This is a genomic window from Angustibacter aerolatus, assembly GCF_054776675.1.
The window spans coordinates 37,410-54,410 of sequence record NZ_BAAHBM010000004.1 but is presented as its reverse complement, the minus strand read 5'-3'; the positions used below and the strand labels follow the sequence as shown (position 1 = coordinate 54,410).

Below are 17,001 nucleotides of genomic sequence, written 5' to 3'. Positions count from 1 at the left end.
CGGCTGCATTGCCGAAAGCAGTTGTGCATGGCGACCATACGGACGGCGTCCGAGGGGGTCAAGGCCATGACGCGTTGCCGTAGGCTGCGCGACGTGGCAGACAGCGCGCCGGAGCCGGCCCCGCCGGACCGGCCCGCGGGCGCCCGGGTGACGCTCGCCCACGTGGCCGAGGAGGCCGGCGTCTCGCTCTCGACCGCCTCCAAGGTGCTGAACGGGCGCGGCGACGTCGCCGCCGCCACCCGCAGCCGCGTCGAGTCGCTGCTGGTGCGCTACGGGTACCGCCGCCGGGCCGCGGGCACGCCGGAGGCGCCGCTCATCGAGCTGGTCTTCCACGAGCTCGACAGCGCCTGGTCGATGGAGCTCATCCGCGGCGTCGAGGAGGTCGCGGTCGAGGCCGGCGCCAGCGTGGTGCTCACCCGCAGCGGCACCCGGCACGCGCCCGGGCCCGAGTGGGTCGACGGCGTGCTGCGCCGGCGTCCGCTGGGCGTGGTGCTGGTGTTCTCCGCGTTGCCCGCCGAGCTGCGCGAGAAGCTCTCGTCGCGCGCCATCCCGTTCGTGATCGTCGACCCGGCCGGCGACCCGGCCCCCGACGTCCCCTCGGTCGGCTCGGCCAACTGGCAGGGCGGCGTCGCGGCCACCCAGCACCTGATCGACCACGGGCACCAGCGCATCGCGATCGTCACCGGGCCGCAGGACATGATGTGCTCCGTGGCGCGGCTGGCCGGGTTCCGGTCGGCGATGGGGATGGCCGGTCTCGACGTCGACCCCGAGCTGGTGCGCTTCGGCGACTTCCACGTCGAGGGCGGTCACAAGCACGCGGCCGAGCTGCTCGACCTGCGGCACCCGCCGACGGCGATCTTCGCCGGCAGCGACCTGCAGGCGCTCGGGGCCATCGAGGCGGCGCGCATGCGCGGCCTGCGCATCCCCGAGGACCTGTCGGTGGTCGGGTACGACGACATCCCGGTGGCGCGCTGGTCGAGCCCGGCGCTCACCACCGTGCACCAGCCGCTGCAGCGCATGGGCCAGGAGGCCGCGCGGCTGGTGCTGCGGCTGCGCGACGGCGACGTCAGCGCGACCCGGATGGACCTCGCGGTCGACCTGGTGGTGCGCGACAGCACGGCGCCGCCGGCGTCCGCCCCTGCCTGAGCGGACGGACGCCGACAGCGCCTGCGCGACTAGGCGCGCGGCGCGTGCCGCGGCGCCAGGGCGAGCGTGCGGCGCAGCGCGTCGTACGCCGGCTTCGGCCGGTAGCTCTCGTCGTAGACGGCGGCGGAGCCCTCACCGGGGAACGTCTGCGGCACCCACTGGTACCTGTCGGTGAATCCCCAGACGGTGAACGAGACGCAGCTGGGCTCGAGCAGGCAGTCCTGCAGCAGCAGGGTGTAGCCGGCGCTCTGCGCGTTCACCTCGGCCGGGTCGGCGGGCAGCGTGATGCGCACGTCGGCCTCGGTCATGGCCGTCTTCACCCCGAGCCGCCCGAAGCGCCGCAGGTTCGCGGCGAGGTCCTCGGGGAAGGGGTACTGGGTGCTGAGGTGCGCCTGGAAGCCCACGCCCTGCACCGGCACGCCCTTCGCGCGGAGCTTCTTCACCAGCGCGTACGCCGCGTCGCTCTTCGGCCCGATCGACTCGAGGTTGTAGTCGTTGTAGAACAGCAACGCCTTCGGGTCGGCCTGGTGCGCCCAGCGGAACGCGTCCTCGATGTACTCCGGGCCGATCACCTGCAGCCAGAGGGAGTCGCGCAGCGACCCGTCCTCGTCGAAGGCCTCGTTGACGACGTCCCACGCCCAGACCTGCCCGCGGTAGCGGCCGGCCTCGGCCCGGATGTGCTGCTTCAGCACCGCCTTCAGCTCGCGCTTGGTCCACGTGCGCGACGTCAGCCACGACGGCAGCTGGTTGTGCCACACCAGGGTGTGGCCACGCACCTTCTGGTGGTTCGCCTTCGCGGCGGCGACCAGCGCGTCGGCCTGCGTGAAGTCGTACCTGCCCCGCTCGGGCTCGACGACCTCCCACTTCATGACGTTCTCCGGCGTCACCGAGTCGAACTGGGCCGACACCGCCGAGCGGTACGTCGCGTCGGCGGCCAGCGCGCTGGTGTCGACCGCCGTGCCGATCCGGACGCCGGTGTGCTTCGCCAGCTGGCGCAGCGTCGACGTCGTCGGGTCGGGCACCTTGGCGGCGCCCTCGGCGCTGGTGACCGCACCGCCGGCCAGCACCGCGCCCACCACGGCACCCACCGCGACCACGCGTGCCGCCGTCCCCTGGAGACCTCGTCGTCTCATGGTTCCTCCGTCTGAAAGTTTCGGGCAGATCCCCGACACCGGTGGACGCTAGGTGACCGGACGAAGCCCCGTCAACGGGACGGAACGCCCCGGCGCGGTTCGGCAGGTCGGTGACCGCAACCCCTCGACAAACGATTGCAAGCGGCTCTACGGTGCGGGGGTCCTGAGCGACGGCGCTCGGGCGGACGCGGAGGTCCAGGCATGAGCGGCACGCTCACCAGACGGGGTCTGCTCGGTGCAGCGGCCGCCACCACGGTCACCGCCGGCGCGGTCGGCTCGGGCGAGACCGCCGCGGCCACCGGCGGGCACGGGCACCACCCGGCATCCAGGCACGAGTTCGTCGTGCACGACGCGACCGTGCTGTCGATGGACCCCGCGGTCGGCGACCTGACCCGCGGTGACGTGCACGTGCGCGACGGGCGCATCGTCGCCGTCGGGCGCGGCCTGCGCGCCCGCGGCGAGCGCATCGACGGCCGCGGCACCGTCGTGATGCCCGGCCTCGTCGACACGCACTGGCACCTGTGGACGTCGCTGTACCGCTCGCTGTCGAGCACCTCGCCGGCCAACGCCTACTTCGCGCTGAACCTGCGCAACGGCGCCAAGTGCCTGCCGTCCGACCTGTACGCCGGCGCCCGGATGGGCCTCGCCGACGCCGTCAGCACCGGCATCACGACGGTGCACGACTGGTCGCACAACCTGCGCTCGCCCGCGCACGCCGACGCCAACCTGCGCGCGCACGCCGAGGTCGGGCTGCGCGGCCGCTTCTCGTACGGCTCGCCGCAGGGCCTGCCGGTCACCGAGCGGATCGACCTCGCCGACCTGGCACGCGTCAAGCGCGAGTGGTTCGACGCCGGACGGTTGCCGCTGATGCACCTCGGGCTCGCCGGCCGGCCGCCGGGTCAGTCGCCCGAGAGCGTCTTCCGCCCCGAGTACGACACCGCCCGCGGGCTGGGGCTGCCGGTCAGCTACCACGCCAACTCCACGGTGGCGCAGGGCGCGCTGCAGATGATCCGGCAGCTGTCCGAGCAGCGGATGCTGACACCGGCCACGCAGCTGATCCACGCCCTGTACACGACGGCCGACGAGCGCGCCGCGGTGCGCGACAGCGGCGCCTCGATCAGCTCGAGCCCGTGGTCGGAGCTGCTCATCGGGTACGGCGTCCCGCCGGTGAAGCAGCTGCTCGACAGCGGCGCGCTCTTCACGCTCTCGATCGACACCCTGCCGCTGACCGGCACCGCCGACATGTGGTCGGTCATCCGGCTCGCCGTCGGCCTGGCCCGTGGCGAGGCGCTGGACGAGTTCGCGGTCAGCGCCCGGCGGGTGCTGCAGATGGCGACCATCGACGGTGCCCGGGCCCTCGGCCTCGGCGCCGTCACCGGCTCGCTCACCCCGGGCAAGCGCGCCGACCTGGTGATGGTGCGCGCCGACTCGGTGCACACCGCACCGCTCACCGACCCGGCCAGCACCATGGCGCTGGCCGCCGGCGCCGAGGACGTCGACACCGTCGTCGTCGACGGCCGCATCCTCAAGCGGCACGGGCGGCTCACGACGCTCGACGCCGACCGCATCGCCCGCGACACCTCGCGCGCGCTCGCCGCCCTGCTGGCCCGCTGAGGGGGGCACCACGATGACCGGACGCATCTCGTACGTGCCGATGGAGCAGCTCGACGAGCGGATGCAGGCCGAGCTGCGACGGTGCGCCGCCGAGGGCACCCCGCGCCCCGAGAGCTCGGCGGTGCGCGCGCACGCCCCGAACGCGTTCTGGGCGTTCGCCGACTCGTGGCAGGCGCTGTTCCGCGAGGGCGTGGTCGACCACGCGCTGAAGGAGCTGTGCCGGGTCTACGTGTCGCGCACGGTGAACTGCCAGTTCTGCGGCAACCAGCGCTCGGGCCAGGCGGCGCTGGCCGAGCGGGAGTACGACGACCTCATCGACTTCGAGTCCTCCGACCGCTACGACGAGCGGCAGAAGGCGGCCCTCGCCTACACCGAGGCCATCGCCTGGCGCCTCGACGTCGGCGACGACTTCTGGGACCGGGTGCGGTCGCACTTCACCGAGCCCGAGCTGGTCGAGCTCGGCTGCTTCGTGGCGCTCACGTTCGGGCAGCAGAGCTGGATCCGCATGCTCGACATCGGCCACCAGCAGTACCTGCCCGGCACCGACGCCGGGCTCGCCACCGCCCGGTAGCCCCGTCGTCCTGACGTCGCACGAGTCCGCCCCCGAGCCGTGCACGACGGCTCGGGGGCGGAGGTGCTGGTGCGCTACAGGTTGCTGCGCACGGCGCTGATCAGCTCGCCGTCCGCGGTGTCGCCGCTCAGCTCCCAGAAGAACGACCCGGCCAGGCCCTGCTGCGTGGCCCAGCGCATCTTGCCGGCGAGGGTGGCGGGGGTGTCGTAGCCCCACCACTCACCCGCGCAGGCGGTGGAGTAGGCGGTGCCGCCCACCGTGCCGTTCGCCGGGCACCTGGTCTTGAGCACCTTGTAGTCCTCGATGCCCTGCTCGTACGTGCCGGGCGCCGGGCCGGTGGCCGAACCGCCCGGCGCCGACTGCGTGACGCCGGTCCAGCCGCGGCCGTAGAACCCGACGCCGAGCAGGATCTTGCTCGCCGGGACGCCGAGGCTCTGCAGCTTCGCGATCGCCGTGGCCGAGTCGAAGCCCTGGGTGGGGATGCCGGGGTACGACGTCAGCGGCGAGTGCGGGGCGGTCGGGCCCTGCGGCGCGAAGGCACCGAAGTAGTCGTAGGTCATCGGCATGTAGAAGTCGACGTACTGGGCCGCGCCCCCGTAGTCCGCCTTCTCCAGCCTGCCGCCGGAGGTGCCGTCCGCGGTGATGGCCGACGTGACCAGGTCGCTGCCGAACCGGTCGCGCAGCGCGCGCATCAGGTTCTTGTACGCCGCCGCCCCGCTGCTGTCGCACGACAGACCGCAGGCGTTCGGGTACTCCCAGTCGATGTCGATCCCGTCGAAGACGTCCGCCCAGCGGGGGTCCTCCACCAGCTTGCGACAGGAGTCCGCGAACGCGGCCGGGTTCGCCGCCGCCTGGGTGAAGCCGCCGGACCAGGTCCAGCCGCCGAACGACCAGACGATCTTGAGACCGGGGTGCTGCTTCTTGAGCTTGCGCAGCTGGTTGAAGCTGCCGCGCAGCGGCTGGTCCCAGGTGTCGGCGACGCCGTCGACCGAGTCGGCCGCCGTGTAGGCCATGTCGTGGTCGGCGTAGGAGTCGCCGACAGCGCACTGGCCGTTGGTCACGTTGCCGAAGGCGTACACGAGGTGCGTGAGCTTGGCGGCCGACCCGCTCGTCTCGATGTTCTTCACCTTGTAACCGCGGCCGTAGACGCCCCAGTCGGTGAAGTACCCGACGACCTTCTTGCCGCTCGCCGGCGGGGTCGTGGTGGGCGGGGTCGTGGTGGGCGGGGTCGTGGTGGGCGGGGTCGTGGTGGGCGGCCTCGTGGTGGGCGGCGTCGTGGGCGGCGTCGTCGTGGGCGGCGTGGTGGGCGTCTGGGTCGACGTCGGGGTCGAGGTCGTCGGCGGCGTGGTCGGGGTCGTGCTGCAGGACCCGACGTCCACCCAGACGTCCTGGGCGTTCGCGCCCGGGACGTCGCCGTAGGTCCACCACTTCGCCCGCCAGCCGTGCGCGGCGTAGGTGACCTCCTGACCGCCGGTGTACGCGGTGGTGCGGGACCAGGTGGATCCGGGACACGCGATCGCGGACGCGGCGGGGGCCCCGGCGACCGCACCGGCGAGCAGCGCCGCGGTGACGGCCGCGACACCTCCGGCTGACAGCAACTGGCGTCGTGACGACATCGGCACTCCAGTGGGGACGCACGGACGCGAGCTGCCTCCGTGAGATGGATATGTTCGGACTCTTAACTTATTGCCAGAGTCAAACATAGCTACGGAATGCCCGGTTTGTGAAGAGGCCCTCGGCCGTTCGGACGAGACGGCGTGCGCGCAGGGGTCGTCGACCGCCGTGCTCGGTGCAGCCTGCTGGTGTGCCGCCGACGGTTCACTCCCTGCGGCTGCGGCACCGTTCGCTGGGCGTGCACACCCCTCGGACGGTGCGCGAGCCGACTTCACGTGGCGCGCGAAGGCCGGGGGTCAGGCGAGGACGCGCAGGGGGTGCTCGAGCAGGTCGGTGAACACCTGCACCCACTGCGCCGCGGTGGCGCCGTCGACCGGGCGGTGGTCGACCGACAGGGTCACGTGCAGCACGGTGGCGACGTCGAGCTGCCCGTCGACGACGACGGGCTCCTGGCGAGCGGCGCCGACGGCGAGGATCGACGCGTGCGGCGGGTTGATGATCGCGCTGAACCGCTCGACGCCGTAGCCGCCGAGGTTCGAGACGGTGACGGTGCCGCCCTCGAGCTCGTCCTGGCGCAGCCGGCCGGCGCGCGCCCGGGTCACCAGGTCGGCGTTCGCGGCGGCGATCGAGCCGATGGTGCGCTGGTCGACGCCTCGCAGCACGGGTGTCACCAGGCCGCGGTCTGTGGCCACCGCGACGGCGACGTCGACGGACGTGAACCGGCGGACGGCGTCATCGCCCCAGGTGACGTTCAGGTCGGGCACCGCGACGTGCGCACGCGCGACCGCGGCCACCACGAGGTCGTTCACCGACACCTTGGTGCCGCCGCCGGCGTTCAGCTCGGCCCGCAGCGCCAGCAGCGCGTCGACCCGGGCGCTGCCCTCGACGAAGAAGTGCGGCGCCTGGGTGACGCTCTGGGTGAGCCGAGCGGCCACCGTGCGGCGCAGCCGCGTGTGCGGCACGTCCTCGTACCCCGTCGCCGGATGCGGTGCCTGCGCCACCGGGCTCGGCTCGGGCTGCGGGGCCTGTGCCGCAACGGGTGCAGCAGGCTCTGCGGCCCGGGCAGCGACCGCACCCTGGACGTCGCGTCGCACGATGCGCCCGTTCGGGCCGGTGCCGTGCAGCGACTCGACGTCGAGCCCGGCCTCGCGCGCCAGCCGGCGGGCCAGCGGGCTGGAGAAGACCCGGCCACCTCCCGTCGCCGCGCCGTTCGAGAGCACCTGCGGCGTCACGGGCTCGGGCTGCGGGGCCCCGTCGTCCGCCCGGTCGGTGAGCCCGCCGTCCACGCCGTCCTCGGCCCCGGCCAGGGGCGCGTCGGCACCGCTGTCGGGCGCGCCGGCACCGAGCTGCGCCAGCAGGGCGTCGACGTCGTCGACCTGCTCGCCCGGCTCGCCCACCAGCGCGATGACCTCGCCCACCTCGACGGTGCTGCCGGCGGCGACCAGCACGCGCAGCAGCACGCCGTCGGCGTCGGCGGGCACGTCGACCACGGCCTTCTCGGTCTCGACGGTCACCACGGGGTCGCCGGCGGCGAACGAACCCTGCTCGGTCACCGGCCACTCGGCCACGACGGCCTCCGTCGTGCCGGCCGCGACCTCGGGCATCTTCAGCAGCCGCGCCACGTCAGGCCTCCGAGATCTGGGTGAGGGCGGCGGCGACCTCGTCGACGCCGGCGACGGCCGCGGCCTCGAGCACCTTGCTGATGCTGGGCGACGCCTCGCGACCGGTGACGCGCTGCACCGGCTGGTCGAGGTGGTCGAAGCAGCGGCGCTGGATCTCGTCGGCCAGCCACGCGCCGTACGACGTGCCGACCGGGCCCTGCTCGGCGATCAGCACCACGCCGGTCTTCTGCACGCTGGCCTCGACGGTCTCCCAGTCGAGGCTCGCGCGGTCGAGCCAGCGCAGGTCGATCACCTCGGCGTCGACGCCGGTCTGCTCGACGGCCTGCAGCGCCGGTCGCACCATGCCCAGGTAGGTGATGAGCGTGACGTCGGAACCGTTGCGCCGCACCGCCGCCCGGCCGACCGGCAGGCAGTAGTCGAGGTCGTCGACCGGCCCCTCGCCCGTCGAGGTGTAGAGGTCGACGTGCTCGAGCACCACGACCGGGTCGTCGAGCGCGAGCGCGGTGTTCAGGAGGCCCACGTAGTCGAACGGCGTCGACGGCGCCACGACGCGCAACCCGGGGGCGGTGGTCAGCACGCCTGCCGGGTCCATCGAGTGCTGCGAGCCGTACCCCGTCCCCATGGCGACCTTGCTGCGCAGCACGAACGGCACCGCACCGTCACCACCGAACATGTGCCGGGCCTTCGCCACCTGGTTGAACAGCTGGTCGGCGGCGACCCACATGAAGTCGGCGTACATGAACTCGACGACCGGCCGGAAGCGACCGTCGATCGCCATGCCGCCGGCGAGCCCGGCGAAGGCGTTCTCGCTGATCGGCGTGCCGAGCACCCGGCCGGGGAACCGGTCGGGCAGACCGCGGGTGGCGCCGTTGGTGCCGCCGTTCAGCTTGTGCACGTCCTCGCCCATGACGACGACGCGGTCGTCGGTCTCCATGCGGCGGCCCATCACCTCGGCCACCACGTCGACCAGCTTGCGCTCGGCCAGCTCGCCGGTGAACGAGTCGCGGTCGGCGAACCGCTGCCCCACCAGCTCGCTGGTGTCGCCTCGCACCCCGACGTCGGCGAAGGCCGGGTCGGGCCATTCCGACGGCTTGATGCGGCGCTGCCCGGGCTTGCCGCCCTCGACCGGCTCGAGCAGCGCGTCGGCGGCCTCGCGCACCAGGTCGCGTGCCCGGTCGCGGGCGGCGTCCACCTGCTCCTGCGTGAGCAGACCGCGCCGAACGACGTGCCCGGCCGTCTGCAGCAGCGGGTCGCGGTCGCGCCAGAGCCGCTCCTCCTCCTTGCTGCGGTAGCCGAACGCGCTGCCGGGGAACGCACCGTTCTGGTGGAAGAAGCGGTACGTCACGGCCTCGACGACGGCGGGGCCGGCTCCGGAGCGCATGTGCTGCACCGCCCGCTGCATCGCCAGGTACGTCGCGAGCGGGTCCATGCCGTCGACCCGCCAGCTCGCGATGCCGAAGCCCGGCCCGCGCGCCGACAGCCGCGGCTCGCCGGTGGCCTCCTCGACGGTCGTCGAGACGGCGTACTGGTTGTTCTCGATGAAGAAGCAGACCGGCAGCTTCCACGCGGCGGCCAGGTTCATCGTCTCGAGCGTCGAGCCGATGTTGACCGCGCCGTCGCCGAAGTACGACACCGACACCGCGTCGGTGCCGGCCAGCCGGTGCGAGAAGGCGAAGCCCGCGGCCTGCGGCACCCCGCCGCCGACGATCGCGTTGGTGCCCATGGCACCTGCGGCCTTCCACTGCAGGTGCATCGAGCCGCCGCGGCCGTGGCTCCAGCCGCGGTCGAGCCCGCAGATCTCGGCGAGGGTCCGGAGCACGACGGTGCGCACGTCGTCCGACACGTCCTCGGTGAGGTCGAGCCCCTTGGGGGCGACGTGCGCCAGCGCCTTCGCCAGGAACTGGTGGTGGCCGCGGTGCGAGCCGTTGACGGTGTCACCGTCCGCGAGCGCCAGCACCGACCCGACCGCACCGCCCTCCTGGCCGATGCTCGAGTGCGCCGGGCCGTGCACCAGGCCCGCGTTGGCGAGCTCGAGCACCTGCTCCTCGAAGGTCCGCACGAGCAGCAGCTGGTGCAGCATCGCGGTGAGCAGCGCCGGTTCCGCGGCGTCCCAGTCCTCGTCGGTCGCCACCACCCCGACCCACGGCACGGACGGCGTCAGCTGGTCGTCGGTGGTCATGCGGTGCTCCCCTGCGGTGTGCCGGATGCGTTCTCGTGCAGGCGGTTCCACGCCTTGCCGTGCGGGTACGACACCAGCTCGAGCTGCAGCCCCCAGGGCGCCCGGAAGTACACCCAGCGCTGCCCCTCGTGGTGGCTGCTGCTGGCCGTGGGCTCGCCGAGCACCTCGACGCCGTGCTCGTGCAGCGCGGCCACGGCGGCGTCCAGGTCGTCGACGTACAGCGCCAGGTGGTGGCCGCCGACGTCGCTGTTGCGCGGTGGTTCACGTCGCTGGTCCGGAGCCTCGTACGCGAAGACCTCGAGCACGGTGCCGTCGGGCAGCCGGAAGAACCGGTTCTGCGGTACCCGGGCGCGCGGGTGCACCCCGAGGTGCTCCTGCATCCACTCGCCGTCGTCGTCGCCGAACGGCCCGAGCGCGTAGAGGAACTCGCAGCCGAGCACCTCGACCAGGAACCGCTGCGCCTGGTCGAGGTCGGGCACGGTCAGCCCGACGTGGTCGAGCCGCCGCACCCCGGGCAGCGGACCCGTCACCAGGTGACCGCGATGTACTTGGACTCCAGGTAGTCGAGCATCCCCTCGTGCCCGCCCTCGCGCCCGACGCCGCTCTGCTTGGTGCCGCCGAACGGCGCGGCCGGGTCGCTCACCAGCCCGCGGTTCAGCCCGACCATGCCGGAGTCCAGCCGCTCGCTGACCCGCATGCCGCGGCCGAGGTCGCCGGTGTAGACGTAGCTCACCAGCCCGAACTCGGTGTCGTTCGCCAGCCGCACCGCCTCGTCCTCGGTGTCGAACGCCACCACGGGCGCCACGGGCCCGAAGATCTCCTCGCGCAGGATCGTCGAGGTGGGCGCGACGTCGACCAGCACGGTGGGCTCGAAGTACCAGCCGGTGCGGTCGGCGCGCGACCCGCCGGCCAGGGCGCGGGCGCCGTCCGCCACCGCGGCCTGCACGAGGTCGTCGACCTTGCCGACGGTCTCCTCGTTGACCAGCGGCCCGACCTGCGTGCCGTCGTCGAGGCCGGGGCCGACCACGAGGGCGGACATCCGCTCGGCCAGCCGTCGGCTGAACTCGTCGGCCACCGACCGCTCGACGTAGAACCGGTTCGCGGCGGTGCACGCCTCACCGGCGTTGCGCATCTTCGCGATCATGGCGCCCTCGATCGCGGCGTCCAGGTCGGCGTCGGCGAACACCACGAACGGCGCGTTGCCGCCGAGCTCCATCGAGCAGTTCACGACCTGGTCGGCGGCCTGCGCGAGCAGCACCCGACCCACCTCGGTCGAGCCGGTGAACGACAGCTTGCGCACGCGGTCGTCGTGCAGCATCGCCGAGACGACCTGCCCGCTCTTGCGCGACGGGACGACGTTCACCACGCCCGGCGGCACCCCGGCGTCCGCGAGCACCTGGGCCATGGCGAGCGCGGTCAGCGGGGTGTCGCTGGCCGGCTTCAGCACCACCGTGCACCCGGCGGCCAGCGCGGGACCGATCTTGCGGGTGGCCATGGCGGCCGGGAAGTTCCACGGCGTCACCAGCACGCAGATGCCCACCGGCTGCCGGACGACGACGATGCGGTTCGCCCCGGACGGCGCGGTCTGCACCGACCCGATCGAGCGCACCGCCTCCTCGGAGTACCAGCGGAAGAACTCGGCCGCGTAGGCCACCTCGCCGCGCGCGTCGACCAGCGCCTTGCCGTTCTCCAGCGACACCAGTCGGGCCAGCTGCTCCGACTGCTCGGTCATCAGCTCGAACGCGCGCCGCAGGATCTCGGCCCGCTGCCGCGGTGCGGTGGCGGCCCAGTCCTCGGCGGCGGCGGCCGCGGCGTCCACCGCGGCCATCGCGTCGTCGACCCGACCGTCGGCCACCGTGGCGATCAGGTCGCCGGTGGCGGGGTCGAGCACGTCGAAGCGGTCGCCCGCAGCGGCGGGGACCCACTTGCCGCCCACGAACAGGTCGGTTTGGACGGTGCTGACGTCGATGCTCTGCGACACGGTTCCGCTGCTCTCAGAAGGGGTTGGTGACGACGAGGTCCTGCGCGGGGTAGAGGGTGAGGACCTGCGGACCGTCCGCGGTCACCACGACCTCCTCCTCGATGCGGGCGGCCGAGAAGCCGTCCGCGGCGGGGCAGTAGGTCTCCAGCGCGAAGACCATGCCCTCGACCAGCTCGACGGGCTCCCGCATGCTGTTCAGCCGCGAGATGATCGGCCGCTCGTGCAACCCGAGCCCGAGGCCGTGCCCGAACTGCAGGCCGAACGCCGCGAGCTCGTCGGCAAAGCCGAAGTCGGTCGCCTTCGGCCACAGGGCGGCGATCTCGTCGGTGCCGACGCCCGGGCGCACCGCCTGGATCGCGACGTCCATCCACTCGCGGGCCTTCGTGTAGGCGTCGCGCTGGGCCGGCGTCGACGACCCGACGGCGAACGTGCGGTAGTAGCAGGTCCGGTACCCGTTGAACGAGTGGATGATGTCGAAGAACGCCTGGTCGCCCGGCCGGATGATGCGGTCGGTGAAGTTGTGCGGGTGCGGGTTGCAGCGCTCGCCGCTGATCGCGTTGACCGCCTCGACCTGGTCGCTGCCCATCTCGTACAGCCGCTTGTTCGCCAGCGCCACGATCTCGTTCTCGCGCACGCCCGGCCGCAGCTTCTCGACGATGTCGACGTACACGCCGTCGACCATCGCCGCGGCCTGGGTCAGCAGCATGATCTCGTCGGCGTTCTTGACGACCCGCGCGTCGAGCATCGACTGCTGGCAGTCGACGACGGTGATGCCCTGTCGCTGCATCTCCAGCATGAACGCCGGCTCCACGATGTCGACGCCCACCGGCTGACCGGTCAGCCCGGCGTCCGCCAGCATGCCGACGATCTGCCGCACGGCCGACTCCATCAGCCCGGCCGACGGCGCCACCGCACCGCGCATCCCGAGCATGCCGGGCAGGCAGTGCTCGTCGGGCAGCCAGTTCGAGTACAGCTGGTGGTGCCGGACGGCGGACCCGAAGTCCCACAGGTACGGCGCCTCTGAGCCCTCGCCCGAGCGGGTCAGCAGCGCGTAGCGCGTCATCTTGTCGCCGAGCGCACCGCCGATCCACGTCTGCGTCGTGTAGCGGATGTTGTAGAAGTCGAACAGCAGGAACGCCGCGCACTCCGAGGCCGCGAGCGCGTCCTTCGCCCGGCCCAGCCGGTACTCGCGCAGCCGCGCGAAGTCGACCCGCTCCTCGTAGTCGACGCCCATGTGGCCGGGCGCCGACATGGGGCGCGGCGTCACGGCTGCTCCTCGGCGAGGCCGTCGTCGACCTGGGCGTCCTCGGGCTTCAGCTCGAGGCCGGAGGCCTGCGCCTGCAGGTCGAGCAGGATCGCGAAGTCCTCGGTGACGCGGCCGCTCCCCACGCTGGACTGCACCAGCTGCGCGGTGGCCGCGGCGATCGGCATGGGGACGTCGTGCGCCCGAGCGGCCGCGAGCCCGAGGTCGAAGTCCTTGCGCAGCAGCAGCGGGGTGAAGGTGGGGGTGTAGTCGAGGTGCACGAACGCCGGTGACTTGTACCTGGTGAACACAGAACCCATGACGCTGTTGTTCAGGAAGTCGAGGAAGGCCGCGCGCGGCACGCCGCCCTTCTCCGCGAGCACGGTGATCTCGGCCATCGACTGGGTCACCACGCCGAGGAACAGGTTGTGGCAGATCTTCACCAGCCGCGCCAGGTCGCCCTCGCCGACGTACGTGACGTGCCGGCCGATGTGCCGCAGCAGGGGCGCGACCTGCTCGAACGTCTCCTCCGGTCCGGACGCGACGAGGCTCAGCTTGCCGGCCTTCACGACCTTGCCGTTGCCGCTGACCGGCGAGGCGAGGAAGGCGATGCCGCGCTCGACGCACGCTGCCCGCACCTGCTCCGACGCCTCGGTCGACACCGTCGAGCAGTCGACGACGACGCGCGGCAGCCGTTCGGCGTCGACCAGCAGACCGTCGTCGCCGAGCAGCACCTGCAGCAGGTCCTGCGACGTCGAGACCATCGTGAACACGACGTCGTGCCCGCGCAGGTCGGCGATCGCGTCGACGACCGTGGCGCCGTCCGCCGTGAGCGGCTCGGCCTTCGAGCGCGTGCGGTTCCAGGCGGAGACGTCGACCCCGGCCCGGGCCAGCCGGCGGGCCATCGCGAAGCCCATCCGGCCGCAGCCGATCCACCCCACCCGCGGTGCCGTCGTCACGCTCTCGTCGGTCATGGCTTCCCCATCTTTCTGCAATCGTTTGCTCAAGCGGCCGTCGGACGACCGGCTCGTGCGGTGGGTGGCTAGGCGGCGCTCGGCCCGGTCTCGGTGGTGCCGGCGGGCGCGGTGACGCGACCCCCGAGGTGCTCGGCCAGCCAGTCGGCGGTGCGCGGCCGGTGCCACGGGGCGACGTTCGCGCAGCCGTGGTTGCCGTCGTCGAGCATCAGCAGCTCGACGTCGGTGGTCACCTCGGCGACCAGCCGCTCGGCGTGCTCCGGCGGGATCAGCCGGTCCTTGCGACCGAACACCACCAGCAGCGGTGCGGTGATGCGCTCGGCCTGACCCTTCATGCTCAGCGTGTGCGCCACCTGCCGGGCGTCGGCGTCGGTCTCGCTGCCGGACCGCACGCGGAACGCCTCGCGGGTCACGACGGGCAGCTGGTCCCAGCACTCGCCGAAGTCGTAGGGCCCGGCCAGCGCGACGCACGCCCGCACCCGGTCGCCCAGCTCGGCCGCGACCCGCGGCGAGTAGTAGCCGCCCAGGCTCACGCCCCAGACGCCGATGCGCTCGGCGTCGAGCTCGGGCACCGCCGTCAGCGCGTCGACGATCGCGGCCGCCGGCGCCGACCAGTCGCCGCGGATCGGCAGGTGAGCCTCGACCTCGCCCTGCCCCGGGCCGTCGACGGCGTACGTCGCGAGGCCGCGGGCGAGCAGCGTGTCCTCGGTGGTGCGCAGCTCCTCCTTCGTCGAGTCGAGACCCGACAGCAGGATCACCACAGGGTGCGGACCCGCGCCGTCCGGCAGCCGCAGCACGCCCGCGAGGCGGGTCCCCTCGAACGGGATGTCGAGCCGGCGGCCGGGTGGCGACAGCAGCGGCAGCGACGCGTCGAGGCACTCGACGGCGCTGCGGTGCGCGGCGTGCATCTGGTCGAGGTCGTCGACGAAGAGGAACTTCGCGAAGTGGAAGTAGAGCGCGGCCTGGCGCAGGTGCTCGCCGGCCGAGACGGTGCGGCCCTGCTCGAGCGCGGCCTCGCCCAGCGCGCGGTGCTCGGCCCCCACGGCGGACCACGCGGCGCACCAGTCGTCCCACGACGTCAGGCCGCTCGTGATGCGCTCGAAGTCGGCCACGGTGACCCCGTTGGTGGTGAACCTCGGTGCCCAGTGGGCCACCGCCGAGGCGACCCGCTCGTCCACCTGCTCCATCGCAGGACCCTCCGTCCGGGGCTCGTCCGTGCCGCGCTGCACGGCTATTGCAATCGAGTGCAGCCTGCTGCATGGTGGGCACGCTGTCAAGGACGACGAGCCTGGAGGTCGCAGTGGTCGAGACCGCTGAAGTGCCCGTGCCGCAGCCCCTCCAGCCCGGTGCGGTGCTGCCCGACGAGGTCGACGTCGTGCTGCTAGGAGCCGGGCACAACGGGTTGGTCTGCGCCGGCTACCTGGCGGCCGCCGGCCTGCAGGTGCTGGTGCTCGAGGCGCGTCCGGTCGTGGGCGGCAACACCGTGACCGAGGAGCTCACGCTGCCCGGGTTCCGGCACGACTCGTGCTCGTCGGCACACGTCCTGGTGCAGTCGAACCCGCTGCTCCTCGACGACGAGCTGGGCCTGCTGTCGACCCACGGCCTGCGGTACGTGCACACCGACCCGGCCGTGGTGCTGCCGCAGGCCGACGGCGACGAGCTCGTCGTGCACCGCGACCTCGACCGCACGTGCGCCGAGCTGGCGCGCTGGTCGCCGCGCGACGCCGACGCGTTCCGCGCGCTCGTCACCGAGTGGACCGGTGGGCTCGCCGCGGTGCACGGCCGCTGGAGCTCCGGGCTCCCGCTCGGCGGGACGCCGCAGGATGCGGAGTACCTGCGGCTCAAGGCCCGCAGCGCCTGGGACGTCGTGCACGAGCGCTTCGAGCACCCCGTCGTCCGGTCGCTCGTGCTGTGGCTGTCGATGGCCACCATCCAGGACGTGCGACGGCCCGGCACCGGGGTGCTGCCGTCGTCCATCACGGCCGGCCGGCTGCGGTTCGGCTGGTCGACGCCGATCGGCGGGTCGGTCGCGCTGCCCGAGGCCCTGCTGCGCCAGCTCGCCGCCCACGGCGGCTCGGTGGCGGTCGACGCGGCCGTCGCCGGCATCGACGTCGAGGACGGTCGCGCCGTCGCCGTCCGCACCCACGACGGACGCCGGGTGACGGCCCGCCGCGCGGTGGTGACCAGCAGCCACCTCGCTCGGCTGCCCGAGCTGCTCGACGCACCCGTTCCGGACGCCGAGGCCGCGCGCGACGCCTGGCGGCCGGGGCTGAGCGTGTTCGCGGTGCACGCCGCCCTGCGCGGCGACCTCTCGACCCCCGGCGGCACGCGGTCGGCGGCGTACGGGCTGGGCGGCGCCGACGGCGTGGCGGCGCAGCTCGAGGCCTTCTGGCGCGGCGAACCCGACGCCCGCGACCCGTGGCTGCTCGTGGTGAACCAGACCGTCGTCGACCCCGGCCGCGCGCCCGACGGTTGCGGCACGTTCAAGATCCTGACCATCGCCCCGTGGGACCGCGCCGACGGCCGGCCGTGGAGCGACACCAAGGACGCGTACGCCGAGCAGCTCGTCGCCCGCGTCGCCGAGCGCCTGCACGGGGTCGACGACGCCGACGTCCTCGCCGTCCGCGCCGAGTCGCCGGTCGACGTCGCCGCCCACAACGTGCACAACCTCGGCGGCTCGTGCCACGGCGGCGAGTTCCTGCTGTCCGACGGCCAGGTGCTCCCCGGCTGGCCCGACTACATGACGTCCGTCGACGGCCTGTTCCTCACCGGCTCGACCAGCCACCCCGGCGGCTCCGTGAGCGGCCGCCCCGGCCGCAACACCGCCCGCGCCGTCCTGCAGCACCTCGGCCTCGACCCGGCGTCCGTCATGGGCCCCACCTGAACCCCCTTTGCGCGCGTCAGCCCGCTCTGCGCGGCTCAGC

Annotated in this window: 13 protein-coding genes; 4 read left to right on the top strand and 9 right to left on the bottom strand. The window is 73.2% G+C overall.

Translation table 11 applies throughout. The features are described from left to right. Positions 1–93 precede the first annotated feature (93 nt). Entirely contained in the window at positions 94–1,146 is a 1,053-nt protein-coding gene (locus tag ACYVI6_RS02045; protein WP_460444771.1) for a LacI family DNA-binding transcriptional regulator, read from the top strand. Positions 1,147–1,175: 29 nt separating this feature from the next. On the opposite strand, the gene ACYVI6_RS02040 is transcribed toward ACYVI6_RS02045, so the two are convergent. After that, positions 1,176–2,279: an endo-1,4-beta-xylanase gene (locus ACYVI6_RS02040; RefSeq protein WP_460444770.1), complete on the bottom strand. Its 1,104-nt coding sequence runs from the start codon at positions 2,277–2,279 to the stop codon at positions 1,176–1,178. Between the two features lie 201 nt (positions 2,280–2,480). Here ACYVI6_RS02040 and ACYVI6_RS02035 point away from each other — a divergent pair, with 201 nt between their 5' ends. Continuing rightward, complete coding sequence (locus tag ACYVI6_RS02035) at positions 2,481–3,893, top strand: amidohydrolase family protein (RefSeq protein ID WP_460444769.1); 1,413 nt, start codon at positions 2,481–2,483, stop codon at positions 3,891–3,893. A gap of 13 nt (positions 3,894–3,906) precedes the next feature. Then, the gene (locus ACYVI6_RS02030) at positions 3,907–4,464 is read left to right on the top strand and encodes a carboxymuconolactone decarboxylase family protein (RefSeq protein WP_460444768.1); all 558 of its coding nucleotides are present in this window, start codon (positions 3,907–3,909) and stop codon (positions 4,462–4,464) included. Positions 4,465–4,538: 74 nt separating this feature from the next. Here the strand turns inward: ACYVI6_RS02030 and ACYVI6_RS02025 are convergent, their stop codons facing one another. The 8 genes from ACYVI6_RS02025 to ACYVI6_RS01990 form a co-directional block, all read right to left on the bottom strand. After that, a complete protein-coding gene (locus ACYVI6_RS02025; RefSeq protein ID WP_460444767.1) occupies positions 4,539–6,080 on the bottom strand; it encodes a glycosyl hydrolase family 18 protein in 1,542 nt (513 codons plus the stop codon). A 294-nt stretch (positions 6,081–6,374) separates the two neighbouring features. Continuing rightward, positions 6,375–7,700 carry a dihydrolipoamide acetyltransferase family protein gene (locus ACYVI6_RS02020; protein WP_460444766.1) on the bottom strand — a complete coding sequence of 442 codons (1,326 nt, stop codon included), beginning with the start codon at positions 7,698–7,700 and terminating at the stop codon, positions 6,375–6,377. Position 7,701: 1 nt separating this feature from the next. Beyond that, positions 7,702–9,879, bottom strand: a complete 2,178-nt coding sequence (locus ACYVI6_RS02015; protein ID WP_460444765.1) for an alpha-ketoacid dehydrogenase subunit alpha/beta — start codon at positions 9,877–9,879, stop codon at positions 7,702–7,704. After that, positions 9,876–10,409 carry a VOC family protein gene (locus ACYVI6_RS02010; RefSeq protein WP_460444764.1) on the bottom strand — a complete coding sequence of 178 codons (534 nt, stop codon included), beginning with the start codon at positions 10,407–10,409 and terminating at the stop codon, positions 9,876–9,878. Before ACYVI6_RS02010 ends, ACYVI6_RS02015 begins: the two co-directional genes overlap by 4 nt. Then, on the bottom strand, positions 10,406–11,860 hold the full coding sequence (locus ACYVI6_RS02005) for an NAD-dependent succinate-semialdehyde dehydrogenase (RefSeq protein ID WP_460444763.1): 1,455 nt from the start codon (positions 11,858–11,860) through the stop codon (positions 10,406–10,408). The genes ACYVI6_RS02010 and ACYVI6_RS02005 overlap by 4 nt, the downstream gene beginning before the upstream one ends. Before the next feature lie 13 nt (positions 11,861–11,873). Next, the gene (locus tag ACYVI6_RS02000) at positions 11,874–13,112 is read right to left on the bottom strand and encodes a M24 family metallopeptidase (protein WP_460444801.1); all 1,239 of its coding nucleotides are present in this window, start codon (positions 13,110–13,112) and stop codon (positions 11,874–11,876) included. A gap of 11 nt (positions 13,113–13,123) precedes the next feature. Further along, entirely contained in the window at positions 13,124–14,077 is a 954-nt protein-coding gene (locus ACYVI6_RS01995) for an NAD(P)-dependent oxidoreductase (protein ID WP_460444762.1), read from the bottom strand. Between the two features lie 68 nt (positions 14,078–14,145). Next, a complete protein-coding gene (locus ACYVI6_RS01990) occupies positions 14,146–15,264 on the bottom strand; it encodes an alpha/beta hydrolase family protein (protein ID WP_460444761.1) in 1,119 nt (372 codons plus the stop codon). A 137-nt stretch (positions 15,265–15,401) separates the two neighbouring features. Here ACYVI6_RS01990 and ACYVI6_RS01985 point away from each other — a divergent pair, with 137 nt between their 5' ends. After that, a complete protein-coding gene (locus ACYVI6_RS01985; RefSeq protein ID WP_460444760.1) occupies positions 15,402–16,961 on the top strand; it encodes a phytoene desaturase family protein in 1,560 nt (519 codons plus the stop codon). The last annotated feature ends 40 nt before the right edge of the window (positions 16,962–17,001 follow it).

What these genes read in the sequence shown, in the direction of transcription:
- ACYVI6_RS02000 (WP_460444801.1), bottom strand. Translation starts at nt 13,112, where the DNA reads ATGTCGGCGCCCGGCCACATGGGCGTCGACTACGAGGAGCGGGTCGAC.
- ACYVI6_RS02030 (WP_460444768.1), top strand. Translation starts at nt 3,907, where the DNA reads ATGACCGGACGCATCTCGTACGTGCCGATGGAGCAGCTCGACGAGCGG.
- ACYVI6_RS01995 (WP_460444762.1), bottom strand. Translation starts at nt 14,077, where the DNA reads ATGACCGACGAGAGCGTGACGACGGCACCGCGGGTGGGGTGGATCGGC.
- ACYVI6_RS02025 (WP_460444767.1), bottom strand. Translation starts at nt 6,080, where the DNA reads ATGTCGTCACGACGCCAGTTGCTGTCAGCCGGAGGTGTCGCGGCCGTC.
- ACYVI6_RS02035 (WP_460444769.1), top strand. Translation starts at nt 2,481, where the DNA reads ATGAGCGGCACGCTCACCAGACGGGGTCTGCTCGGTGCAGCGGCCGCC.
- ACYVI6_RS01990 (WP_460444761.1), bottom strand. Translation starts at nt 15,264, where the DNA reads ATGGAGCAGGTGGACGAGCGGGTCGCCTCGGCGGTGGCCCACTGGGCA.
- ACYVI6_RS02040 (WP_460444770.1), bottom strand. Translation starts at nt 2,279, where the DNA reads ATGAGACGACGAGGTCTCCAGGGGACGGCGGCACGCGTGGTCGCGGTG.
- ACYVI6_RS02015 (WP_460444765.1), bottom strand. Translation starts at nt 9,879, where the DNA reads ATGACCACCGACGACCAGCTGACGCCGTCCGTGCCGTGGGTCGGGGTG.